21 protein-coding genes and 1 pseudogene are annotated in these 23,869 nt (G+C 58.2%); 10 read left to right on the top strand and 12 right to left on the bottom strand.

The features are described from left to right. Positions 1-93: 93 nt before the first annotated feature. Both ACZ25R_RS06530 and ACZ25R_RS06525 read right to left on the bottom strand, forming a co-directional pair. Positions 94-1,080: an NAD-dependent epimerase/dehydratase family protein gene (locus ACZ25R_RS06530; protein ID WP_472460489.1), complete on the bottom strand. Its 987-nt coding sequence runs from the start codon at positions 1,078-1,080 to the stop codon at positions 94-96. Between the two features lie 172 nt (positions 1,081-1,252). Further along, on the bottom strand, positions 1,253-2,158 hold the full coding sequence (locus ACZ25R_RS06525; protein WP_472460488.1) for a LysR substrate-binding domain-containing protein: 906 nt from the start codon (positions 2,156-2,158) through the stop codon (positions 1,253-1,255). A 105-nt stretch (positions 2,159-2,263) separates the two neighbouring features. Here ACZ25R_RS06525 and ACZ25R_RS06520 point away from each other — a divergent pair, with 105 nt between their 5' ends. The 8 genes and pseudogenes from ACZ25R_RS06520 (at position 2,264) to ACZ25R_RS06485 (ending at position 10,803) form a co-directional block, all read left to right on the top strand. Beyond that, on the top strand, positions 2,264-3,664 hold the full coding sequence (locus ACZ25R_RS06520) for an FAD-binding oxidoreductase (RefSeq protein ID WP_472460487.1): 1,401 nt from the start codon (positions 2,264-2,266) through the stop codon (positions 3,662-3,664). 482 nt (positions 3,665-4,146) lie between these two features. Continuing rightward, a pseudogene (locus tag ACZ25R_RS06515) lies at positions 4,147-4,305 on the top strand (IS6 family transposase); the annotation flags it as partial. Positions 4,306-4,450: 145 nt separating this feature from the next. After that, a complete protein-coding gene (locus ACZ25R_RS06510) occupies positions 4,451-5,581 on the top strand; it encodes an ROK family transcriptional regulator (RefSeq protein WP_472460486.1) in 1,131 nt (376 codons plus the stop codon). Then, positions 5,572-6,381 carry an ABC transporter permease gene (locus tag ACZ25R_RS06505; protein WP_472460485.1) on the top strand — a complete coding sequence of 270 codons (810 nt, stop codon included), beginning with the start codon at positions 5,572-5,574 and terminating at the stop codon, positions 6,379-6,381. Before ACZ25R_RS06510 ends, ACZ25R_RS06505 begins: the two co-directional genes overlap by 10 nt. Further along, entirely contained in the window at positions 6,381-7,139 is a 759-nt protein-coding gene (locus ACZ25R_RS06500; RefSeq protein ID WP_472460534.1) for an ABC transporter ATP-binding protein, read from the top strand. The genes ACZ25R_RS06505 and ACZ25R_RS06500 overlap by 1 nt, the downstream gene beginning before the upstream one ends. A 24-nt stretch (positions 7,140-7,163) precedes the next feature. Next, the gene (locus ACZ25R_RS06495) at positions 7,164-8,138 is read left to right on the top strand and encodes an aliphatic sulfonate ABC transporter substrate-binding protein (protein WP_472460484.1); all 975 of its coding nucleotides are present in this window, start codon (positions 7,164-7,166) and stop codon (positions 8,136-8,138) included. 94 nt (positions 8,139-8,232) lie between these two features. After that, positions 8,233-9,729 (top strand): sulfatase family protein, encoded by a 1,497-nt coding sequence (locus ACZ25R_RS06490; RefSeq protein ID WP_472460483.1) that lies wholly within the window; start codon positions 8,233-8,235, stop codon positions 9,727-9,729. A 159-nt stretch (positions 9,730-9,888) separates the two neighbouring features. Continuing rightward, positions 9,889-10,803, top strand: a complete 915-nt coding sequence (locus ACZ25R_RS06485; RefSeq protein ID WP_472460482.1) for a LysR family transcriptional regulator — start codon at positions 9,889-9,891, stop codon at positions 10,801-10,803. A gap of 41 nt (positions 10,804-10,844) precedes the next feature. Here the strand turns inward: ACZ25R_RS06485 and ACZ25R_RS06480 are convergent, their stop codons facing one another. The 10 genes from ACZ25R_RS06480 to pip all read right to left on the bottom strand — a co-directional run bounded on the left by ACZ25R_RS06480 (position 10,845) and on the right by pip (position 22,977). Then, positions 10,845-12,185, bottom strand: coding sequence for an MmgE/PrpD family protein (locus tag ACZ25R_RS06480; RefSeq protein WP_472460481.1), 1,341 nt, complete (start codon positions 12,183-12,185; stop codon positions 10,845-10,847). Positions 12,186-12,206: 21 nt separating this feature from the next. After that, the gene (locus ACZ25R_RS06475; protein ID WP_472460480.1) at positions 12,207-13,208 is read right to left on the bottom strand and encodes a serine hydrolase domain-containing protein; all 1,002 of its coding nucleotides are present in this window, start codon (positions 13,206-13,208) and stop codon (positions 12,207-12,209) included. Next, complete coding sequence (locus ACZ25R_RS06470; RefSeq protein WP_472460479.1) at positions 13,208-13,999, bottom strand: ABC transporter ATP-binding protein; 792 nt, start codon at positions 13,997-13,999, stop codon at positions 13,208-13,210. The genes ACZ25R_RS06475 and ACZ25R_RS06470 overlap by 1 nt, the downstream gene beginning before the upstream one ends. Beyond that, positions 13,999-14,862 (bottom strand): ABC transporter ATP-binding protein, encoded by an 864-nt coding sequence (locus tag ACZ25R_RS06465; protein ID WP_472460478.1) that lies wholly within the window; start codon positions 14,860-14,862, stop codon positions 13,999-14,001. The genes ACZ25R_RS06470 and ACZ25R_RS06465 overlap by 1 nt, the downstream gene beginning before the upstream one ends. 5 nt (positions 14,863-14,867) lie before the next feature. Continuing rightward, positions 14,868-15,800, bottom strand: coding sequence for an ABC transporter permease (locus tag ACZ25R_RS06460; protein ID WP_472460477.1), 933 nt, complete (start codon positions 15,798-15,800; stop codon positions 14,868-14,870). A 9-nt stretch (positions 15,801-15,809) separates the two neighbouring features. Next, positions 15,810-16,877, bottom strand: a complete 1,068-nt coding sequence (locus ACZ25R_RS06455; protein ID WP_472460476.1) for an ABC transporter permease — start codon at positions 16,875-16,877, stop codon at positions 15,810-15,812. A 148-nt stretch (positions 16,878-17,025) separates the two neighbouring features. After that, the gene (locus ACZ25R_RS06450; protein WP_472460475.1) at positions 17,026-18,645 is read right to left on the bottom strand and encodes an ABC transporter substrate-binding protein; all 1,620 of its coding nucleotides are present in this window, start codon (positions 18,643-18,645) and stop codon (positions 17,026-17,028) included. A 72-nt stretch (positions 18,646-18,717) separates the two neighbouring features. After that, positions 18,718-20,142, bottom strand: coding sequence for a M20 family metallopeptidase (locus ACZ25R_RS06445; protein WP_472460474.1), 1,425 nt, complete (start codon positions 20,140-20,142; stop codon positions 18,718-18,720). 24 nt (positions 20,143-20,166) lie between these two features. Next, a complete protein-coding gene (locus ACZ25R_RS06440; protein ID WP_472460473.1) occupies positions 20,167-21,990 on the bottom strand; it encodes a S9 family peptidase in 1,824 nt (607 codons plus the stop codon). A gap of 21 nt (positions 21,991-22,011) precedes the next feature. Further along, entirely contained in the window at positions 22,012-22,977 is a 966-nt protein-coding gene (pip, locus tag ACZ25R_RS06435) for a prolyl aminopeptidase (RefSeq protein WP_472460472.1), read from the bottom strand. Between the two features lie 423 nt (positions 22,978-23,400). Between pip and ACZ25R_RS06430 the strand changes: the two genes are divergently transcribed. Further along, positions 23,401-23,598 (top strand): hypothetical protein, encoded by a 198-nt coding sequence (locus tag ACZ25R_RS06430; RefSeq protein WP_472460471.1) that lies wholly within the window; start codon positions 23,401-23,403, stop codon positions 23,596-23,598. Then, a complete protein-coding gene (locus ACZ25R_RS06425; RefSeq protein WP_472460470.1) occupies positions 23,580-23,672 on the top strand; it encodes a 2Fe-2S iron-sulfur cluster-binding protein in 93 nt (30 codons plus the stop codon). Before ACZ25R_RS06430 ends, ACZ25R_RS06425 begins: the two co-directional genes overlap by 19 nt. Positions 23,673-23,869 lie beyond the last annotated feature (197 nt).

Here is a 23,869-nt window from a genome sequence, read left to right as displayed (position 1 = left end):
AAATTTGATGCGCTGCGTGATGACTCCTCGGATGCACCCGCAATTAAGCGACCGACACCATAACAGTGCGCAGGGAACGCCGCATATGAGGATTCAGTCTCCAGAAATCGCTTCCATCGCACGCCTGCCATAAGACTGATGCCATTGGGCCGTGCGTTGCAAACCCGCTTTGAATGGCACCTTTGGTTGAAAGCCGAGGGCGTTTGTTGCCCGGTCTATGCTGAGTATATTGATGGGCACATCGAACTGGTTGCCCGCAGCATGCCGTACACTGACTTTTCTGTTCAGGAGAGTTTCGATTTCATTGACGATATCCAACAAGGATAGCCCATGTCCTGAGCCAATATTGAATATTCTTTCGATGCCCGCATAGTTTGCCACCCTGATCAAGCCGTCCACTGCGTCAGCAATGTAGAGATAATCCCTAACAATCGAACCGTCTCCCCAGATTTCGATTGGTTTATACGTTAATGCCCGATGCAAGAAAACAGAAACTGCTCCTTGGGCGCGGTCCGTCGCCTGGGCCTCGCCATAGGGATTAGACAGTCGCGCTATTCCGTATTCCAAACCATGCAGATTGAAAAAGAGCTTCATATATTTTTCAATGGCAAGTTTGCTAATTCCATAGGAATTATTAGGTTCAAGCGGGTGAAATTCGGCAATCGGGATGCTCTGCGGTACTCCATAAATAGTCCCGCCCGATGAAGCAAACACCACCTTGCGACATCCAGATGCGAGCGCGGTTTCAAGCACTCTGATGGTACCGCACACGTTCGACGTTACGTCATGGATCGGATCTTCGTTGGAGGATCGCGGGAGCGTTGTGCAAATCAGGTGGAAGCAGATATCGGCACCGGCCATTGCTTCTGTCAGTTTGCTTTGATCATTCCAGTCGCCGACAGTCCATCGCACCGATTTCGTTGGAAACCTAACGCGCGCGACATCCGGCTCATTTCGGCTCAACACAGACACAGCGTAGCCAAGCGAGATCAATCGCTCAACAAGGTGTTGGCCGATGAAACCAGTCGCTCCCAGAACACAAACATTCACGGTAATACTCTCTTGCAAGACAGGCGTCATGATTAGGTATTTGCAGATGTATACTCAACCACTCCTCGAACAATTCTAATGTCACGCCGCAATAATGAAGATTCATGTAAGCGTCGAACGCAGTCAGTGGATCAGCGCGAGATGGCAACACCAAGTTCATATTGCAATTCCGACACTGACTCAGCCTTTGCCATGCAAGCCGTCAGCGGACATCTTTAATCCAGACCGAAAAAGCCTCTATGACCGCCGCCCGGGAACTATAAGGCACCGAGACGATGTAGAAACCGTAGCCCGGCAACGACAGCGGATGCGCTTTGACGAGCAGACCGGTTTCCAACTCATGACCGACGATGACATCGCTGCAGATCGCGATTCCCTGCCCTGCCAGGACCGCGTCAATCGCGTGCAGTTCTTCCCGAAAGCTCAGATCCCACGCCTTGTCCACCTTCAGATTGGGATCGATCGACCGCGCTTTCGACAGCCATTGCCGCCAGGTCGGGGCCTCGGGATCCTTGTTCAACCAATCAAAATGGATCAAAGGAAAACGCAGAAGATCCGAGACGCGCTGAGATGCATGGCCGTTGCGCTCGAGCAAATTTGGGCTGCACACTGGAAAAAACGTATCGCGGCAGACCTCCTGTGCAGGAAAGTCCGAAGGCGGCCTGCGGGCATAGCGGATGGCGACATCCGCTGCCCCGGCGCGCAGATCCAGCACCGCATCGGTCCCGATGATCTCCAACGGGACGGTTGGGTTTGCTTCCCGCCACTTTGGCAGGCGTGGGACGAGCCATCGACTTGCAAAGGCATTCGGGCTGGTAACCCGCAAAGGCGCCTGCACGTCCGTCTCGGCAACGGCAGCGATGGCACCTGCGAGGGCATCAAAGCCATTGCGCAGAGCGGGAAACAGTCGGGCGCCTGCGCTCGTTAACACGAGAGGCCGCGGACGCCTCTGAAACAGTTGGCAACCGCACGTCCCTTCCAGCAACCGGATTTGATGGCTGATCGCAGTCGGCGTAACGCCGAGCTCCTCTGCCGCCGCCTTGAAGCTCCCATGCCTCGCAGCCGCCTCGAAGGCGTGCAACGAGCGAAGAGGTGGAAGCTTTCTCATATGGACAATGTAGATGAATTTCTCTCATCCAGCACCTGAGATCTTCGACGTTGCAGTTGGCTGCGGGCCTATGAGACCATGCCAAAAGCTGGGAGGTGTACAACGATGGAGTTGAAGCGGCCAATTGACCATCCAACGGGCACATATCCGCCCGGCCCTGCAGCCATTGAGAAGCTTCGGCAAGGCCTTCGGGGCGACCTGATCATGCCAGGAGACGCCGTCTACGATGAAGCGCGCAGGGTCTGGAACGGGGCAATCGATAGGCGACCCGCCCTGATTGTCTACTGCGTCGCCGCCAACGACGTGATCCAGGCCGTGACCTTCGCTCGGGCGCACAACTGTCTTGTGGCGGTTAGAAGTGGCGGCCACAACGTCGCAGGCCTGTCGGTCTGTGATGCCGGCATGGTTATCGATCTCTCGCGCATGAAGCGCATCGCGGTCGATCCCGTCAGCCGCGTCGCCCATGCCGAGGCTGGTCTGAGCCTGGGCGAGTTCGATACGGCAACGCAGGCTTACGGTCTGGCGACGACGATGGGTGTCAACAGCGACACCGGCATCGCAGGGCTCACACTGGGTGGCGGTTTCGGCAAGCTCGGCCGCAAATATGGTTTGACTTGTGACAATCTCATCGCGGCCGACGTCGTCACGGCTGACGGGAGGCTGCTTAGGGCAAGCGCCGCTGATCATTCCGATCTGTTCTGGGGGTTGCAGGGCGGTGGGGGCAATTTCGGAATCGTGACCGCGTTTGAGTACGCGCTTCACCCTGTCGGCCCGTCCCTTCTCGTCGGTTCGGTGCTTCACCGTTACGATCAGGCCCGCAAGGCGATCCGCTTTTACGACGACTTTGCCCGCAAAGCGCCGGACGAACTCAGCGTCGATGCGGCGCTTGTGACGATGCAATCGGGCGAACGGTTCTTCAGCGTTTCGGCCTGCTATATCGGACCGCCCGAATCCGGCAAGCCCATACTCGCGCCTCTGATGGAGTTCGGCACGCCCGTGGAAAGCAGCCTCGGAGCCATCCCCTACCTTCAGATCCAGTCGAGGGGCGACGCCATTTTTCCCCGCGGGCGCCGCTACTACTGGAAAGCCCAGTTCCTCAACGAAATCAGTGATTCCGCTGTCGATGCGCTGCTCGAGGCCTATGCGAGCGCTCCCTCTGCCACCTCGCTCTTGGTCTTCCAGCAGGTCGGCGGCGCTATCGCCCGCGTGCCAAAATCTGCAGCACCCTACGCCAATCGTGATGCGCTCTATGACTGTTTCCCGATCGCGATCTGGGATGATCCGGCGGATGACGAAGCAAACATCCAGTGGGCTCGCGCGATGTGGAGCGCCATCAGCCCATATGCGACCGGCGGCGTCTACGCAAACAACCTCGGCGATGAGGGCGACGACCGCGTACGCCAGGCCTATGGCGAGAACTATGCCCGCCTGGTGGCGATCAAAACCAAATATGATCCGGCCAATTTGTTTCGGCTGAACCAGAATATCCCGCCGAATGCATCTTGATCATTGATGCGCAGCGACCTCGACAGGATAAGGTGTTGGAGTCTTTAGATGGATGCAGGTGCGCCGTCGCTGGACCATCCTTGCCGCTGCCAAGGATGAGGGCGACCTATACCCATGCATCCCGTCGTGGATGTAAAGCCCAAAGCGCTATCGCTACCTTTCATCGTCCATCTGAGGTAGCCTTCCCACGTTCGGTTCGGCACACATCACCGCCTCAATGCCGGATCGCGCCAGCTCCAGTTAAACGTGCCAAATTATACCGACACCAGCCCCAGTCCACCATCCCTTGCCACAAGGCGCCCCCACACACTTCAGCCTATCGAAATTGTAGCTTCGAGCTACATATTCGTATTAGCCCGCAGTGCGAAGGTATCAAAATGCCAATCCCACACAGTAGAGCATGATCGGAACAATATTTTCAGCCCAACGAACTTCCCGTTCCCCTAGTGGGCATTATTGCAGAAATGCCCACGCACCCCTTCGCTGACAAGCTGCGCTCATATGGAGCCGCAAAGCGCCAGGTCATACTGGATATCAAACACCGGTCTCACAAGGAGCTTAACAACCGTGCGCAGAATTCTCATCTGCCCTTTCGAAAACGGGAGCGAACACAGCAAGCGTTTCGGTCCATCGGGTCCTTATAACAATTTCCGACAATCTTTTCCGCAGTCCGTAACCTCTTCGGAACCGCAATGATACCCTTCCCCGCCTTAAGTCGAACAATGTGACATCGCTCTTGACAGTTGCCATTAATTTATAAAGATTAGAAAATAATAGGGAGGAAGCATGGGCATCCATCATGGCGCCATACTGCGCATCCTGCGCGATGACGGCCCTCAGTCGAGGGCGGAGCTGGCGCGGCGGACTGCCCTGTCGCCGACAGCGTTAACCCATCTGACCGCACAGCTGCTGAAGGACGGAATGGTCACGGAACTCACCCAGGTGGTCGCCAGCGGTGCGCCTGTCGGCCGGCCCGCCGTCAATGTCGCGCTCGTGCCGCACGCAAATGCGATGGTTGGCGTGCATCTCGGCGCTGGCACCATCCACGCCACGATCACCGATCTCAAGGCCACACCGAAGGTCAAGGCTTCGCTGTACTTCGACACGGCGAGCAGCGAGCCGACGGCAGTGATCCGGCAAGTCGTCAAGACCGTCGAGGGGCTGATCAAGAAGTCTGGCGTCGATCGCTCGCGGCTTCTCGGCCTTGGGCTCGGCGTGCCCGGCCCGGTCGATACGGAACGCCGCCGCAACCTCCTGTCGATCAACTATGATTGGAAGGACGTTCCGTTCGCCGACGAGCTGGAAACCATGCTGAGCATGCCGGTAGTGGTCGAACACAATGTCAGCGCCATGGCGTTGGCTGAATCGCGCTACGGTATCGGGCGCAACGCCACTGCCCTGCTTTACATCTACCTGCGCACCGGCCTTGGCGCCGGCCTCGTGATCAACGGCCGGCCGTTCCGTCCGGGCGGCCATGGCGCCGTCGAGCTTGGCCATATCCAGGTCGTCGAGCATGGCGAACGCTGCTCCTGCGGCAGCACCGGCTGCTTGGAGACATTTCTCTCCGAGGGAGTGCTCGCTCGCGCCGTCAACATCGACAAGCCGCATCCGCGCCAGTTGCTTGCGGTGGTCGAACGGCACCCCGATGTCTGGAATGCCGCATTGCGGCACTTGACGACAGCAATCGCCAGCGCGACCAATTTGCTCAACCCTGACCTGATCGTCTTTGGTGGCCATCTGGCCGAGGCGCCCGAGAGCTTCATCGACAGCATCCGCAAAAGCGTTCCACCGCGCGTGCTGCCACCCATGCGCGACGCGCTGCGCTTCGAGAGATCGAGCCTCGGCAATGGCGCCGGCGCCATTGGCGGCGCGGCCGCGGCGCTCGATCAGCTTTTCTATTCCGGGGTATGGCGATGAGCGCGCCGGCCAAAACAGCGCGCCAGCATGACCGCGGGGCGAGGGCCCGCGCCCCCGATTTCCAAGGTCTCGGACTTAACTTCGTCGGGCTCGTCGCCGGTATCGCCGTGTGGTGGGTGCTGACTGCCAGCGGCGCAGTCGGGCTGCCGCCGCCGCCGGACGTCGCGCGCAAATTCGTTGAGCTCGTCGCCAACGGCCAGCTTGCCACCGACATTGCCTCGAGCCTTGCCCGCGTGCTCAGCGGCTTCCTCATCGGTGTCATCCTTGCCATTCCCGTCGGTTTCGTCATGGGCTGGTACAAGGTCGCCCGCTCGCTCATAGAGCCGTACCTGCAGTTTTTCAGGATGATACCGCCGCTCGCCATCATCCCGCTGGCGATCGTAACGATGGGCATCGACGAGACACCAAAAATCTTCGTCATTTTCCTGGCATCGTTCCTCGCAAGCGTCGTCGCCACCTACCAGGGCGTCATCAGCGTCGACAGGACAATGATCAACGCCGCGCGCGTGCTGGGTGCGAAGGACCTGACGATCTTCCTGCGCATCGTCATTCCGGCCTCCACCCCATTCATCCTGGTCGGCGTGCGCATTGGCCTCGGCTCGGCCTGGGCGACGCTGGTGGCGGCAGAGCTGATCGCGGCGCAGACCGGGCTCGGCTACCGCATGCAGCAGGCGCAGCTCTATTACGATCTTTCGACCATCTTCGTCAGCCTGATCACCATCGGCATCCTCGGCCTTGCCATGGATCGCCTGCTGCTGGCGATCGAACGTCGACTGACTGTCTGGCAGGAGCGCGTATGATGCAGCAGAAGATCGTCTTCAAAAATGTGACCCGGCGCTTCGACCTCAGGGACAATACTTTCGTCGCGCTGGACCGTTTCTCGCTTGATGTCGCCGATGGCGAATTCATCACCGTGGTCGGTCCTTCCGGCTGCGGCAAGTCGACGGCGCTCAACATCGCCGCCGGGCTACTGGCGCCCAGCGACGGCGAGGTGCTGGTGGACGGACATGCGGTCGAAGGGCCCGGTCCCGAACGCGGCATGATCTTCCAACAATACGCGCTCTTCCCCTGGCTGACTGTGCGCGAGAACGTCGAATTCGGGCTACGAGTCAAGGGCGAACCCGCCGCGCGACGGCGCGAAAAGGCCAGCTATTTCATCGATCTGGTCGGCCTCGGCGATTTCGCCGACGCACTGCCGAAAACCTTGTCCGGCGGCATGAAGCAGCGCTGTGCCATCGCCCGTGCCTATGCGGTCGACCCGTCGGTGCTGCTCATGGACGAGCCGTTCGGCGCGCTCGACGCGCTGACGCGCGTGCAGATGCAGGACCAATTGCTGGAAACGTGGAGCCGCGAGCGCCGCACGGTAATGTTCATCACTCATGACGTCGATGAGGCCGTCTATCTCGCCAACCGGGTCATCGTCATGGCGGCGCGCCCGGGACGGCTGAAGGAGATCATAACGGTCGACCTGCCCTATCCCAGAACCGAGGAAATCCGGCTTTCGACCGAATTCACGGCCATCCGCAACCGCGTCTGGCACGCGGTCTATCACCAGTAACAACAGACAAGGAGGAGGAACGACATGATACTGACACGAAGGCATTTCATCGCCTCATCGGCTGCTGCCGTCGCGTTCGCGGCGGGAAGCGCTGGCACCAGAGCAGCCGGCCTTCCGGCGCGCATTGGCTATAATGGCGATTTCTGGGGCGCGAGCATCGCCAGCGTCGCAAGCGACCAGGGCTTCTTCGCCAAGCATGGCGTCGATGCCAACACCAAGGTGTTCACCAACGGACCAATTCAGGTCCAGGCGCTCGGTGCCAACAGCCTGGAATTCGGCTATCTCGGGCCTGGCGCGCTTTGGCTGCCGGCGACCGGCAAGGCCAAGATCATCGCCGTGAACGATGTCGGCTTCTCCGATCGCGTGATCGCGCAGGCCGGCATCAAGTCGATCGCCGATCTCAAGGGTAAGAAGGTCGCCATCGCTGCGGGAACGTCGGGCGACATGCTGCTGCGCCTGGCGCTGAAAAAGGCCGGCATGGCGATGACCGACCTCAACATCGTGCAGATGGACCCGAGCACCATCGTCGCCGCCTTCTCATCGAAGCAGGTCGATGCTGCCGGTATCTGGTATCCATTCGTCGGCATCATCGGCAAGAACGTGCCGGACCTGGTTCAATTGGCCAAGAACGACGACTTCTACCCGGCAACGACATTCCCCAGCGTGTTCATCGCCCGCAACGATCTGGTCGAAAGCAATCCCGATCTGGTCAAGCGGGTGACCGGTGCCATCAAGGAGGCGCAGGATTTTCGCGCCGCCAATCAGGAGAAGTCGATCGAGATCACCGCCAAGCTGCTCGGCATTCCGGCCGATCAGCTCAAGGTCGAGGCCGGCTATGGCCGTTTCATGACCTCGACCGAACTGGTCAAGCTGACCAAGGACGGCACTGTCGACGGTTGGTTCAAGACCATGAACGACCTGTTCAAGACCTTCGGCAAGTTCGACACCTCGCTCGACCCCAAAGACTATTATCTCGGCGACCAGTACATCACGGCCTGATCGCGACGATCGAACACACCACTGAGCGGGGCCGGACAAGTCCGGCCCCGGCACCGACCCACAGTAAACGGCAATGCGCAGAAGCGGGTATACAATGAACGTGCTTTACATCGACATCGACAGCCTGAGACGCGACCATCTCGGCTGCTACGGCTATCATCGCAACACCTCGCCGGTCATCGACAGTCTCGCCCGCGACGGCATCCGCTTCGACAATGTCTATGTCTCCGACGTGCCCTGTCATCCCTCGCGCACGGCGCTGTGGAGCGGGCGGCACGGCATGAAAACCGGCGTGGTCGGACATGGCGGCACCGCCTGCGAGCCGTTCCGCGAGGGCACCGAACGCGCCTGGGCCGGAACCTTCTACGAGGAAGGCTGGATGCGCGCGCTGCGCGACCTCGGCTACCACGCCACCACGATCAGCAGTTTCGGCGAGCGGCACGGCTGCTGGCACTGGTATGCCGGCTTCAATGAGATCATCAACCCCGGCAAGGCCGGCATGGAAAACGCCGATGAGGTCTCCAGCCTGGCTGTTGACTGGCTGAAGCGCAATGGCTCGGCCAAAAAATGGTTCCTGCATGTCAATGTCTGGGATCCGCATACCCCCTACCGCGCGCCGGACGCCTTTGGCGATCCCTTCGCCAGCGAACCGCTGCCCGAATGGATGACGAAGGAAGTGTTTGCCAAGAGCCATGCCGGATACGGCCCGCATAGCCCGCAGGAGCCCTCCGGCTTCGATGTCGAGCCCGGCGGATCAAAATACCGGCGCATGCCGAGCCCGATCAGCGACATGGATCGTGTCAAGGCATGGTTCGATGGCTATGACACCGGCATACTATATGCCGACCACCATGTCGGGCTGATCATCGACGAGCTGAAACGCCAGGGCCTGTTCGACCAGACGATCATCGTCATCGGCGCCGACCACGGCGAGAATCTCGGCGAGCTCAATGTTTGGGCCGACCACCAGACCGCCGATGAGTTCACCTGCAACGTGCCGCTGGTGATCCGCTGGCCGGGCGCTGACGCACCACGCGGCGTCAACCACGGCCTGCACTATCATTTCGACTGGGCCGCGACGCTGGTCGACCGGCTGGGTGGCACCGTGCCGCCAGTGTGGGACGGGCGTTCCTTCGCGCCGGCCTTGCAATCAGGTCAGGATGGCGGCCGCGATTTTCTGGTGCTGAGCCAAGGCGCCTGGGCGGTGCAGCGCGGCGTGCGGTTCCGGCTTGAGGCCGCCGACTGGATCATGCTGCGCACCTATCACGACGGCTACAAGGATTTCGGACCGGTCGCGCTTTTCAATCTGAGCGAAGATCCGCACGAACAGAACGATCTTGCGGCATCACGCCCCGACATCGTCGCCCATGCCAGCCAGCTGCTCGAAGACTGGCGAACCGCCATGGCCGTGAGCGGCGACAGCGACGTCGATCCGCTGGTGACGGTGATGCGCGAAGGTGGGCCGTTCCACACAAAGGGGGAACTCCCAGCCTATCTGAAGCGACTGCGCGCCACCGGCCGCGCGGCCGCCGCGGCAACGCTTGAGGCGCGCCACCCTGCCCCGGCACCGCGCCGCCGATCGTTGAACTGAAGCAGGGTCTCGTTGCCCAGGGGACGCCACTTTCGGCAATATTAGTCCGCCCAGTCCTATTTCTCACAGGCATTCATTGATATAGTCCACCTTGCATGACTTTAAAAAACCGCCGCTTGTTTCTGGAATACAGTTTGCCGAAGCAAGGCACTGTATTTATTGGATATCTACATGGAATTGAAATGGCTTGAAGATTTCCTGAGCCTCTCCCAGCATTACAGTTTTTCAAGAGCGGCTAATGACCGCCATATCACGCAGTCTGCCTTAAGCAGACGAATCAAGCAGTTGGAAGATTGGGTTGGCATGCCGCTGATCGACCGCTCAACCAATCCTATCCGGCTAACGGCGGCGGGGCAGAGTTTTCTGCCCCGGGCACAGGATGCGGTAGAGTTGCTGTACGGCGTGAGAAGCTCGCTGGCAGAACGCTACGCTCCCATGTGGGAAATTTTATCCTTCGCCACGCTGAACACGCTTTCCCTGACATTCTTTCCTGCCTGGATGGCCGAGCTGGAAGCGTCCGGCGACAGTTTCCGGGCCCGGTTCGCGGACCCTCACTCGTCCTTCCTCGGCAACATCTCGACCCTGGTGAATGGCGACTGCGACTTCTTTCTCACCTATGCGCATCACGCTGTCCCGCAGATGGACGATCTGAAAGGGTTTCCGTTCCTTCCTCTCGGCGTTGAACGGGTCATTCCGGTTTCGGCCTGTGGCCCGGCGGGCAGCCCGTTGCACAGTCTCAAGGATCGCTCTCGGCCGACCGATTATCTCAGCTATCGCGGCAACTCATTTTTCTCTTCGGCCCTGCCCTGGCTTTTCGACAGGCACAAATTTCAGCTCAACACTGTCTACGAAAACGGGATGTCCGTTGCGCTGAAGGCAATGACGGTTTCCGGCCATGGCGTCGCGTGGATCCCGGAGGGCCTTGTAGCGGATGAATTGAAACGGGGCGTTCTCGTTCGGGCGGGCGACATGGACTCCGATCTGGTGGTCGATATCAGGGTTTACCGCACACCGCAGTTTCGCAACCGGCATGCGGAAAGATTTTGGCGGCGGGCCTCGCAACTGGCAGCATGAGCCATCGGGAAGAAATCGGCCCGGCACCCGCCGCCGAGCCTTTACCCGAACAGGGGTCGTAAGATTTTCAGGTTGCCGGCAGTGTCAAGGTCCTGCAAATTGCCGTAAATCTCGCTGGCATTTTCTATACCTTCGCAGCAATCCCGGAACTTTCGCGACCGGTCTGCTTCGGAAAAAGGCTGCTGGTTGGTGCCGACCGCGAACCGGCGCGACCTTTGCAGAACCTGGCCATTTCGCAGGGTTATCGTCACGACATGCGGCAGCTTTTGCGGCGATGCGCATTCGTCGTCCAAACTGTAGCTCTGCATGGTCACCGCGCCAAGAAGGTGGTCGCCCGCGAAGCTCCGCACTGCTTCGGGGGTAAAATCGGAAAGACCGAGATAGCCTTGCCGCAGGGCACGGGCCACGCAATATTGCATGGAAAAGCGCGCCTGCATCTGGTCGACGGGCGCTGGATAGGCCAGATTGCGATAGTTGGCGACCCCGACAAGCGTATCAACGGTCTTCACATCATCAGCACCAAAGTCGTGTTCATGCGCCAGATCGAGCAAGGCATCGATGATCATGTGCGTGGAACCACAGCATGGATGGCGCTTGGGCATCACGCCGGCGGTTTCGATGATATGCGCAGCCGGCGCAAGGATATCCTGCGTTTGCCAGTTGATCTGCGGGTCACCGGCGAAAAGCTCGCGAAACCCCTGCTCCCCTTCCAGAATGTCATGCCTTGCCTGCATTCCCGCCCTCGCAAGCAAAGCGGCTTCGACGGCATTGCGTGCCGCCATTCCGGCGTGAAACGGCTTGATGAGGGTACCGAACTGACCCTTCGTACCGGATGCGAAACTCACTGCAATGGTCAGTGCACGGGCGGTCGCCTCAACGTTGAGCCCCAATATGTGAGCCGTGGCTACAGCCGTACCGATACTGCCAATCGTCGAGGTGCCGTGCCAGCCGGCGGTATAATGCGCCTGCCCGACACCATCTCCGACATGTGCCTGCGCCTGCAGACCCGCCAGATAGGCATCGATCAATTGTGATCCGCTTGTCTTTTCCAGGTCCGCCAGCGCCAGAATGGCAGGAACCAGGACTGCCGATGCGTGACTCATACCGGGCAGGAAATTGTCATCGTAATCCAGCGCGTGAGCCGCAGTGCCGTTGATGAGCGCTGCCAGCATGGGGCTGGATTTACCGCCTGTCACGAGCAGCGCCTCGCCACCACCGCCCGGTCGGGCAAAGGCGTCCCTGACACTGCATGTGCTTTGGTCCGTACGCCCCGCCACCATGCATGCTAGCGTATCGATGACGGCGTTCTGCGCCAGCCGGCGTGCGTTGGCACTGGCCACAGGCCTGGTGCTAGCCTCCGCTATGGCAGCGGCCACACTCATGTCTTGCTCTTGCATGCTGCACTACCCCTGAAATGCATCCAGGACGAGCTTCAGCAGCCGTCCGAATTTGTGACGGTCAAGCTGCCGCCCCTGCACATCCGTATTGACCCGGTGCACCAGCACCATATCCAGCGCCGGCATGACGATACAGAAGTGGCCGCCCGCGCCAAAGCCGGCATAGCTGCCCTTAGGTGCCACGACTCCAGGGAAAAATACGCCGTCCCGCTCCAGCCACCACATATAGCCATAGGCTCCCCGCGCACCCGCGTGAGAATAAGGCATGACGCACTCCTGCGCCCAGCCCTGCGGCAGGATGGGGGCGCCATTCCAAGAACCATGGCGCAGATAAAGCTGGCCAAACCGGGCCAGGTCCCGCGTCGATAAGCGGAACGGATAGGCTGCATGGCGGCTTTCAGTGAAATGGTCGTGCCAACCGTCAGGCTTTGCACCGGCAAGCGAGAAATCCTCAAATTGCAAAGGCTTGGCGATGCGCTCGTCGAAGGCTTGGTGGACCGTCTTGCCCGTCAATTGTTCGAAGATCGTGCCGAGCGCATTGAAGTCCCAATTGTTGTAACACCAGAAAGTGCCGGGGGCATGGGCGTGTCGCTTTTCCTTGATCATTCGCATCCACGGCGTTTCATAACCGGCAGCGTGATAAATGCCCGAACGAGCGGTCAGCAGATCGTAGACTGTCGCCTGCTTTTCGACCGCGCTCAGTCCATCATTGTCATCAATGCCCAGGGCTTCCAGCGTCTGGCTCAGATCAATGGTTCCGTCCTCGACATCCTGCCCCATCAGGGCCGCCAGTACGCTTTTGCGGATCGAATGGCAAAGATATTTGTGGGTGATGTCGCCATAGGTGTAAACAATCTTGCCACCCTGCACGATCATCAAAGCATCAGTTTCCTGAGCATCCGCGCAGGCCTCAACCGCTTGCAACCCCTTATCCAGCCAACCAGCGGCTGACGGGTCCTTGATCCGCTCCCATTCCCCGGCTGGATTGGCTGCCGAATGATAGTTCATTATTGCACGTCCTTGTCATGATTGTGTGCCACCGCTTCGACACTCGCCTGCAGGAAATCCTGCGTGTAGGAATCCCTGGCCCGCGATTGCCGCAGATCGTCTGCGGTGAGCTCTTCCAGTATAATGCCTTTGTGCATGACGCCGACGCGTTCGCAGATATGCGCGACCACGGCCAGATCATGCGAAACCATGAGATAGGTGAGGTTTCGCTCGCGGCGCAGCGTCTTCAGAAGATTGAGAATTTCCGCCTGAACCGATACGTCCAGCGCCGAGGTCGGCTCATCCAGCAGCAGCACCTCAGGTTCAATGATCAGTGCACGGGCAATCGCCACGCGCTGGCGCTGGCCGCCCGACAATTCATGCGGATAGCGATACATGAAGTTCGGCCCAAGCCCGACGGCTGCCAGCACATTGCGGATACGATCTTCCCTGCGGTCCATGCCGTGGATCGCAAGAGATTCAGCAAGTACCTTGTACACCTGCTTGCGCGGGTGCAGCGAAGCATAGGGGTCCTGAAACACCATCTGCACCCGGCGAAAGAATGCCTTGTCACGCGCGCCCGTCATCGGCTGACCATCAAAGATGAAACTGCCCTGATAATGCGGGATCAATCCTGCAAGCGCGCGCAAAATCGTCGACTTCCCGCAGCCTGACTCTCCGATCAGGCCATAGGCCTGGCCCCGCGCAATGTGAAAGCGAGCTTTCTTGACCACGGCGGTCCGTTTGCGGCCTTTGCCGAAAATAACCGACAGATCCGACACATCAACGTGTGGTCGACCAATGTCATTCATCATGCCTGTCCCTCGCTCAGAGTTGCGCCGCTCAGCCAGCTCGGATCACGCTCTGGAACTTTCAGCATGTCGACCGGGTGATCGAGCCGCGGAAGACTGGCCAAAAGCGCCTGCGTATAGGGATGCCTGGCCTTATGCAGTTCCTTGGCAGGCAGGTCCTCCATAATGCGGCCCGCATACATCACCAGAACGCGGTCGCAGAAATCGGCGACCAGATTGAGGTCGTGGCTGATGAACATCAGCCCGGTGCCGGAACGGCTGACGAGTTCATCCAGAACCGTCAGCACCTGCCGGCGCACCGTCACGTCCAGAGCGGATGTCGGCTCGTCGGCAATAATCATGTCCGGTTCCGGAATGAGCATCATGGCGATCATCACGCGCTGTCCCATGCCACCCGATATCTCATGCGGGAACAGTTTCATGACGCGTTCCGGATCGCGAATATGGACGGCTTCCAGCATCGCCAGCGTTTTTTGTCTGGCTATTGCGGGCCGTGCGCGATGATGGAGACGATAGGCTTCCATGATCTGATCGCCGATACGGATCAAGGGATTGAGTGAGTATTTCGGATCCTGCAGGATCATGGAAATACGGTTGCCCCGTATCGTGCGCATCTTCCGTTCGCTGGCAGAAAGCAGGTCGATGCCGTCAAAACGCATCGCCTTCGCGCGAATTTGCGCAGATTTCGGCGTCAGTTTCAGCACGGAACGGCCCGTCATCGATTTGCCCGAACCAGACTCACCGACAATTCCCACCTTCTCACGTCCGATGGAGAAGCTGATGCCACGCACAATGTCGATATCGTGTTTAACGCCCGGAAACGACACCCAGAGATCATCAACTTCAAGCAGAGGTTTTGTCATGATCTTTATCCGTTCCGTGGATCGAGAATATCGCGCAGACCATCGCCCAAAAGATTGAAGGCAAGACTGGCAAGAAGAATTGCGCAGCCCGGCACCGCGGCGAGCCACCACGAGGTCATCATGAATTCACGGCCGCTGGAAAGCATCGCGCCCCATTCAGGGCTTGGCGGCTGTGCGCCCAGCCCCAGAAAACCAAGGCCCGCAGCTGTCAGAATGATCGACGACATATTGAGTGTGATGCGAATGACGACTGAAGGGATGCACATCGGCACGACGTGTTTTGCAATCACACGCATCGTGGATGCGCCCTGCAGGCGGATCGCGGCGACATAGTCGGACGAGCGGATGGTCAGGGTTTCCGCACGGGCAAGACGGGCGATCGGTGGCCAGGCGGCAAGCGAAATCGCGATGACGGCGTTTTCAATGCCGGGCCCAAGCGCAGCGGCAAAAGACAGGGCGAGAACGAGACTGGGAAAGGCGAGGAAAATATCGACAATACGCATCAAAGCCGTATCGACCCAGCCGCCGATATAGCCGGCTGTGGTGCCAACGATCAACCCAATCGGTGCGGCGATAATCGCTGTCAGTGTTACAATATAGAGCGTGATGCGCGAGCCAAAGACAAGACGGCTGAAAATATCGCGCCCCAGTTCATCGGTCCCGAAATAATGGGCCCATGACGGCCTTTGCAGCCGGTTCGCCAGATCATTGGTTCCTATATCATGAGTGGCGATATAGGGAGCAAACAACGCCACAAGAACCAGCAGCACAATCACAAAGAGGCCAAAAGCGGCTGAGGTATTGGAGAGAAGCTTCAACCAGGAGCGTCGCAGCTGCTGTGCGTTGGCTTGCAACGCAGAGGTCGGCACGGGCGCGGTCAGCCAGTCATGCAGAGAACTGAAAGAGCGCACCGGATTTGTCGTGAGTTCATTGCTCATCTATTGCTCCTATCGGGTTCGCGGATCGAAAATGCGATAGAGGAGATCGCTGATCAGATTGATGCCGACGAACAGGATGCCGACGATCAATGTGCATCCAACGACCGCGTTCATGTCACCGGCCAGAAGCGCATTGGTGAGATAACGGCCAAACCCCGGCCAAGCGAACACGGTTTCCGTCAGGACAGCCCCCTCCAGCAGAAACGCATAGGAGAGCGCAACAACCGTAACCACCTGCACAGCGACATTTCGGAAAGCGTGCCCCCAGACAGTGCGTGCCCAGGAAAGCCCTTTGACACGGGCGGTAATAATATATTCCTGATTGAGTTGCTCGATCATGAAGCCGCGTGTCATGCGGCTGATATAGGCCATGGAGCCGAAAGCAAGGATCAGGGCGGGCATGATGACGTGACTGACGGCATTGCCAAAAGCATCCCATTGCCCCTGCATTGCGCTGTCGATGAGCAGGAAGCCCGTCGTCGGCTCGACCGTATATTCATAGAGAAAGTCGATGCGGCCCGGTCCGCCGATCCATCCCAGCGTGGAATAGAAGATCAGGAGCGCCATAAGGCCAAGCCAGAAATTCGGAGTGGAATAACCAAGCAGACTGATCATGCGCACGGCATGATCCAGCGGTGAATTGCGGTACATGGCCGAAAACACGCCAAGCGGAATGCCGAAGCCGGTCCCGATGATGATGGCGACCGTGGCCAGCTCGATGGTCGCCGGAAAGACGCGGCCAATATCCTCCAGCACGGGGCGTCCCGACGTCAGCGCATTGCCGAAGTCGAACATCATGGCATTCTTGAGATAGAGGCCATATTGAACAATCAGCGGCTGGTCGAGGCCAAGCTTGCGATACATCATGTCGTAAGCTTCCTGGGAGATATTATCGCCCAGCATGGCAACGACCGGATCAAGCGGCAAAAGACGGCTGATGAAAAATGTCAGCGTGACCAAGCCCAGAAGCGTAACAGCCACGGAAAAGATCAGGCGCGCGGAAGCAGCGAGAAAGAGAAGCACAGGACCGAACTCCTCCTCGCCTTCCAGGTCTTCCAGAATGTCGTGCGTTGTCATCGGCTTTGATCCTGAACAAGATGAATAAGGATGCGAAATCCACCGCCATATCCGGCAATGTGCGCCCCCGCTTTGAGGCAGTTGCAGACATCACCCGATCGACATGGGGGCCGCCGGTCCGGGAGGGGACCGACGGGGGCTTGAAACGTTATTTCGCAGCCAGATCGTAATAGACGCGGAAACCGTTCCAGCTCCAGTTCTTCATGGCCTTGCTGACGCCGGCAACGTTGTAGATCTGGAAGATGAAGGCGTGCGGACCTTTCTCCATCATCTGCTTTTGCAGATCGACATACTTCTGCCTGCGCGTGGATTCATCTTTTTCAAACAAAGCGTCGTCCACCTGTTTGTTGACCGTCTCGTCGAAATAGCTGGCGCGCCAGCTCGGATACATGGTCTGCTTGGCCTCGGCGCGGTTGTCCGGATTGAAAATCTGACGTGAGGCGTTGCCATGCGCATCCGGCACTGTTGTCTGCCAGCCCATCAAAGACGTCTGGAATTCACGGCCGCGGATACGGCTGAACAATTGCGCATTCGCCATACGCTCGATCTTGATCTTCACGCCCGCCTTGGCAGCAGCATCCTGAATGCTTTGTGCAATCGGAGCCGCATAAGGCGCGGTGCTGATGAACATCGTTGTTTCGAAGCCATTGGGATAGCCAGCTTCTTTCAGAAGTTCCCTGGCCTTTTCCACGTCGAGCTTGAACGGCTGACCATCTCTTTCATCGAGCGCACCAAACGCGCCGAGTTGAACGAAGCTTGCGCGCGGAACACCCACATTATGGATGACCGTTTTGCCAAGACCTTCATAGTCGATGAGATAGCGCATCGCCAGGCGCACTTTCTCATTGGCGAAAACCGGATCGGCATTGTTGAAATTCCAGTAGAACAGCGACGGCTTCAAAGCACGCGAGGCTGTTGCCTTGTTCTGGGTTTCAAGATCGCGCAAATCTTCCGGCGTCAGATCGCGGGCAATGTCGATATCGCCCTTTTCCAGCAGCAGACGCTGCGTTCCAGCTTCTGAGACGTGGCGGATCAACACCTGCTTCAGCTTCGGCGCTTCGCCCCAATAATTGGCGTTGGCCTGAAGAATGACAACTTCCGCCGGGTTCCAGCGCATGAGCTTGTAAGGTCCGATACAATCCGAACGTGTGGCAAGATATTTATTGCCCATATCGCCATCAACCTGATTTGCCATGAGCACTTTCTGATTGAGAAGTGCGGCAACGCGATTGGCGGCAATGGCAGCCAGAATGAGATTTGCCGGATAGGGCTTATCAAGCCTGAACACCAGCGTATTGTCGTCCGGGGCAGTTATGCTCTGGTCTGCATTGTCCTTGGTGAAACCATATTCAGTCAGCGTCGCGGCGTTGCCAAAGCCAAGTTTCACAACACGGCGCAACGACCACGCCATGTCACCTGCGGTTGCCTTTTCGCCGGACGGAAACGCCAGATCGTCACGCATGTGGAAAGTGATCTGCAGTCCATCCTGGGAAACATCCCAGCTCTTTGCCAGCTTGGGCACAAGCTTCGTTTCATCGGCGGGATCGAAATCGACGAGCGGATCGCAGATATTCTGGATGATCTCGTTGGTGGCCGCTTCACCGATTTGCGCCGGATCAAACGTGCTGATGGCATCGATATTCCAGGCCATTGCCAGCGTATTGGGTGGCGATGCCGCTTCTGCCGTAAAACTGATACCTGCAAGGCCCGCAACAAGGATAAGCGCCGTGCTGCGGCGCAAAATGGTTCTGGTTTTCAAATCGCTCATGTTCGTCCCCTTTTATGATTTTCATGTAGCTTGGAGGGCACCGCATCCGCACAGACGCAGTGCCAGACCGGATTACTCCGCTGGGCGCGGCTGGAGTGGCGGGTTCACCTCCGGTGGAATTGGACAGGTATAGGGTGTTTTCGCGATACGTGCCTGATGATCAGCCTTGGCGTCTTTCAACAGGGCTTCGTTTCGCAAAACATCCAAAGCTGTTCCAGCCATGACCTTGGCGGCGTAGACCATCCCCTTATGCGCGGCAGGCATTTTTCCCTGCGCCGTGATCTGCCAGGAGTGACCAGGCGAACCGATGGCATGGGTGGCCACACGCGCCTGGACGGTTGGCACTGCCCAGCTGACATCGCCCAGATCGGTCGAGCCGATCATCGGCACACCTTTCTGTTCGCGCGGCAGCACATAATCGCAAAGCGGCGCATTGTCCGCGAGCGGCTGGCCAACACGCTGATAGTCTGTTTCGATGTCTTCCCGCGACAGCGTAGTCTGGATTTTTACAGCGAACGCCCGGTCCGCATCATCGAACGGCACACCGCCCAGCCGGTCCATGTTGGACTGCATGATGGTTTCAAGCGGTGTATTGCCCAGCAGATTCGACACCGCACTCATGATCGAAATATCGACAGTGGTTTCGGTCATCATGGCCGCACCCTGCGCTACCTTCTTCACGCGTTCATTGAGCGCGAACATGCCCGGCAAATCGGTGGCACGAATTGCATAGCGGATCTTGGTTTTGGCCTGCACGACGTTGGGAGCGATGCCACCGGCATTGAGATAGGCATAGTGCATCCGGCAATCGGCGGGCACATGCTCTCGCAGGTAGTTGACACCGACATTCATCAGCTCCACCGCATCGAGGGCGGAACGCCCCAGATGCGGTGCGGTGGCGGCGTGGGAGGCCCGGCCGGTAAACTCAAAATCCATGCGCGTATTGGCAAGCGATTGCGCGTCGTCCACTTGGGTGAACGATGCCGGATGCCACGAAATGGCAATATCCACGTCGTCAAAAGCGCCTGCGCGCACCATGAACGCCTTGGCGGCGCCCCCTTCCTCCGCTGGACAGCCATAATAGCGCACGCGACCTCGTGAACCTGTTGTCGCCAGCCAATCCTTGACGGCAGTAGCTGCAAGAAGTGCGGCAGAACCAAGCATATTGTGACCGCAGCCATGACCATGCCCAGTGCCTGGGATCGGGCGCGGCTCGGCAATGCCAGCCTCCTGGCTGAGCCCTGGCAGCGCATCATATTCGCCCAGAATGGCGATGACCGGCCCGCCCTCGCCCGCTTCGCCCATCACTGCCGTCGGAATACCGGCAACGCATTCGGTAACGTTGAATCCTTGCGCGCGCAGCATGGATGTATGTTCGGCGCAGGACTTGTACTCCGTATAGGCTATCTCAGGCATTGCCCAAACACGGTCACTCAGAGCCTCAAAAGCGCTCCTCTTGGAGTCGACCAGATCCCATATCACATCACCATTTTTCATGGTGCTACTCCCAGATTGTTCAATTTAAAGATTTTCGGCGATGAAGCGGGCCAGAGCGCCAAAGACACGACGACGGTTTTCGATACGGGCAAAGCCATGCCCTTCATGTGGAACGCGCAGATATTCCACCGGTTTGCCCAGGCCGCGCAGGCAGGAGTAAACCATCTCGCTCTCGCATGGCGTCACGCGTGGGTCTTCCATGCCGTGAGCGATCATCAACGGCGCATCGATGGCATCAATCTGATTGATGGGCGAATAACGCTCCAGCGCGCCGCGCATGGTTTCCACATCACCATATTCGGCAGCACGCAATTGCTTGCGCCACGGACCAGTGGTCTGCAACAGGGTCAAAAAGTTAGCGATTCCGTAATATTCTACACCCAGACGCCACAGATCCGGATATTCGGTCATGGCCGACAGCACCATAAACCCGCCATAGGAACGGCCGAATACCCCGATGCGGCTTTCATCCACGTCCTGCCTTGCACCCACGGCGATACGTACGGCCTTGAGATCCGCAACGCTGTCCATCCGCAGCTCCCGGTCATCGAGATGCTGGTAGCGACGGCCATAGCCGGTGCTTCCACGAACATTCGGCGCCACCACCATGATTCCCTTGGCCAGCATATACTGAATGTCGGCGCGAAAATCCGGCTTCCACTGTGCCTCGGGCCCGCCATGAACGATGATCATGACCGGATAGCCATCCGATTTTGCCGGGACTTTCGGCCGATAGACGAAATAAGGAATGTCGAGCCCATCGAAGCCCGCAACACTGGTCACGGTCGGCTCGATAAAGTCCGGCAATCCGGCAGCGGCTGTGGACGCATCCGTCAGCCGCGTGAACATGCCCGTCTCAGCATCGCAGCGCCATATATCACCTGACGTGGCCCCACCCTCGATTGGCATGACGAGCGCTGTGCCATCGGGTGTCCAAGCAACGGAGCCAATCACGCAAGGCATGGGTGTTGCGAACTGCTTCAGAATGTTTCCGGTACGGTCGATGATGACAAGATCATTCCAACCCTGGCGATTTACCACGAGCGCGATCCTGGCTTGATCGGGCGCTATCGCCAGCGCCTCGATATCCTGCTCTGCAAAGGCTGCAAGTTCCAAGAGGGTACCAGCCTCGTGCAGCTTCACCATGAGCGAGAGATATTCTCTCTCCTGATCGGAGATGATCAGGATACCGGAATTATCCTTGAAGAATTTGGGCGCGAGGTAACGCGCTCGCCCCACATGGGGCAAGATATTTTCATAGGCGCCGGTGGCAAGATCAAGTCTGCAGAAATCTTGATCCATCATCGCTCTCTGGCAGTCATTGACGAGCAGGAACGCCCCATCGGGTGAAAAGGCAAAAGGCGTGCGCCAACCCTGGCCTTGATGGACGCATTTCACCTGGCCCGTTGCGATCGTCATCACGTAGAGATCCATATGCGCGCGGTCGCGATAATTGGCCGAATAGGCAATCTGCAAGCCATCGGGTGACCAGCACCCCCAGCCATGAACAACGGTCGTGTCGGTCGTCAGGAGGCGCGGCTCTTCCTTGGCATTTTCGATCAGCCAGAGCTGATGACGCTCGTCTCCTCCCCAATCAGTTGTGATCAGGAGGTCGCGGCTCTTTGGGTTGAAGGCAAGATTACCAACCGGTTCTGACAGGGTGGTCAACTGACGGGCTGGCCCGCCCGCCAGTGGACGCACCCAGACCTGCAGCGTACCGCTTTCGTCACTCAGATAAGCCAGCAGCTCGCCATCGGGCGAAACGGCGGGTTTTACCGCTTTGCTGATATCAATGTAGTGTGACATCGAAAGCGCGGGGTCAGTTTGCAGTGCGTCGAGCGTCGTCATATCTGTCTTTCGTCAATGGGATTAACCAGCAGCTGCGGCCGGTGCGGCAAACTTGATCGCAGTTGCCAACCGGCAGGAGGCTGCTTCGAGTTCTTTCGCCATGGGCCCAACCGTCGATTGATGATTGGAAAGGGTGACAATCGTGAAGGCGGCTTCCGGCCAGGCATTCCTGAGCTTCCACGCCGTCACCATCGGCGTTACGGTATCGTACCGCGCTTGCACGATTTCTGCTGGCAGATGCCGGATGAGATCGATGTTTTCCAGCAGATGGCCATCCGGTAAAAACGCCCGATTCACGCAGTAATGGGTGAAAATCCGCGAAACAGCCAAGGCCGCATCCGGATGCAGCAGCTGCCTTACATGATCAAGGCTTGGTTCGAATGTTTGCGTGCGAGCTGAAAAACCACGCAGGGCCTTCGCGGCAGCGAGTTCAACAGCCTGATCACCACAGGTCAGCCGTGCATAATAGGCTTGCAGAAGATTGCCGCGTTCCTCGAGAGGTATGAATTCAGCGAATTCCTGCCAATGATCGGGAAAAATAGCCCGGCAGCCGTGAAACCACCAGTCGATGTCATCCTGGTCCGCCAGGAAAATGCCATGCAGCCGAAATCCAAGGCATCGCCGTGGAAAAGCGATTCCATAGGCGAGCGCCAGACACGATCCCCAGGAACCGCCGGCAACCAGCCAGCGCTCGATGCCAAGAAACTCGCGTATCTGTTCCATGTCGGCAATCAGGTGTTGTGTGGTATTTTCGACTAGCTCCGCGAGTGGCGTCGAACGCCCCGCGCCACGCTGATCGAAGGTGACGACGCGAAACGTATCAAGATCGAAACTTGCAATCTGCTTTGCAGACACACCAGCGCCTGGGCCCCCATGCAGAAAGACCGCCGGAATGCCCTCGGGATTACCATATTCTAAAACGGAAAGTTCATGCGTCGCGCTGACAACCAGACGAAATTCCCTGTTCGGCAGGATTTCCGTATCCATCCGTCCCCCTCAAACACCATCATGTCCCTTTGCCGCGATTTATTGTTTTTTCCGCGGTCGCAAATTTTATAGTCGGTAAATTTGAGCGTTGGCTAATGCAATTTTAGACTGCTTATTCCAAAATGGAATAAGGTTGCGGGCGCGGCACGACTCGCCACACGAATGATTTCCATCTGTCCATTTATGAGCGTTAATACTCGTTTGCTCTGCCGCGCCGCTGGAAAGTTGCGTCTCAAGGGTTGACCGGACCGTGTCGAGAACCGAAACCGTTCAGAGTCGCAACCGACAGCCCTTAGGGCACAGGCATCATTTTGCCATCTCAGTTTCGGTCTTTCCCGTGAGACCCATCTGAACAGAAGAGCCGTAGTATTCCAATCTTAGAAGCGGTCGCTTGCGCCCGATCTTGCGGAGCGGGAAATATTCATGTGCGGACCTGAGGGCTTCATGAAGGCCGCCCGAGCCATGGCCAGCGAAACGGCCATCGTGGCTCAGTACAAAGAAAGCTTCGGCGAGAAAATCATTGTCGAAGAAACGGATGGTCTCGGCGGTGAAGTCTATTTCTCACTGTCGGGAAACATCGCAAATGCGCGGCCGGCGAGACCTTGCTCGAAGCGGCGTTGAACACAGGCGTCTGGATCGACAGTTCCTGTCAGCAAGGCATTTGCGGAAGCTGTAAGCTCAAAAGGTTTCAATGACCGTCGCAAGTTTGGCGTTACCAGCGTGCCGTCAGTGCTGCATGATTTGAAGGTCACTTTCTTTGGATCTTTGCAGGACGTCGTGATCAAGAGTGAAAAAGGGGCGTTTCCCAATTTCCACGCTGTTGCTGAGCCGGCTTTTGAGGAAGCCAAGCGATCTTGTCACCTAAACATGGCGTCAGCATTGCCGGTAGCGG

The organism is Phyllobacterium sp. RCAM01083, from assembly GCF_055685835.1.
The sequence above is the reverse complement of the archived record's forward strand: the minus strand, read 5'-3'. Positions and strand labels throughout refer to the sequence as shown.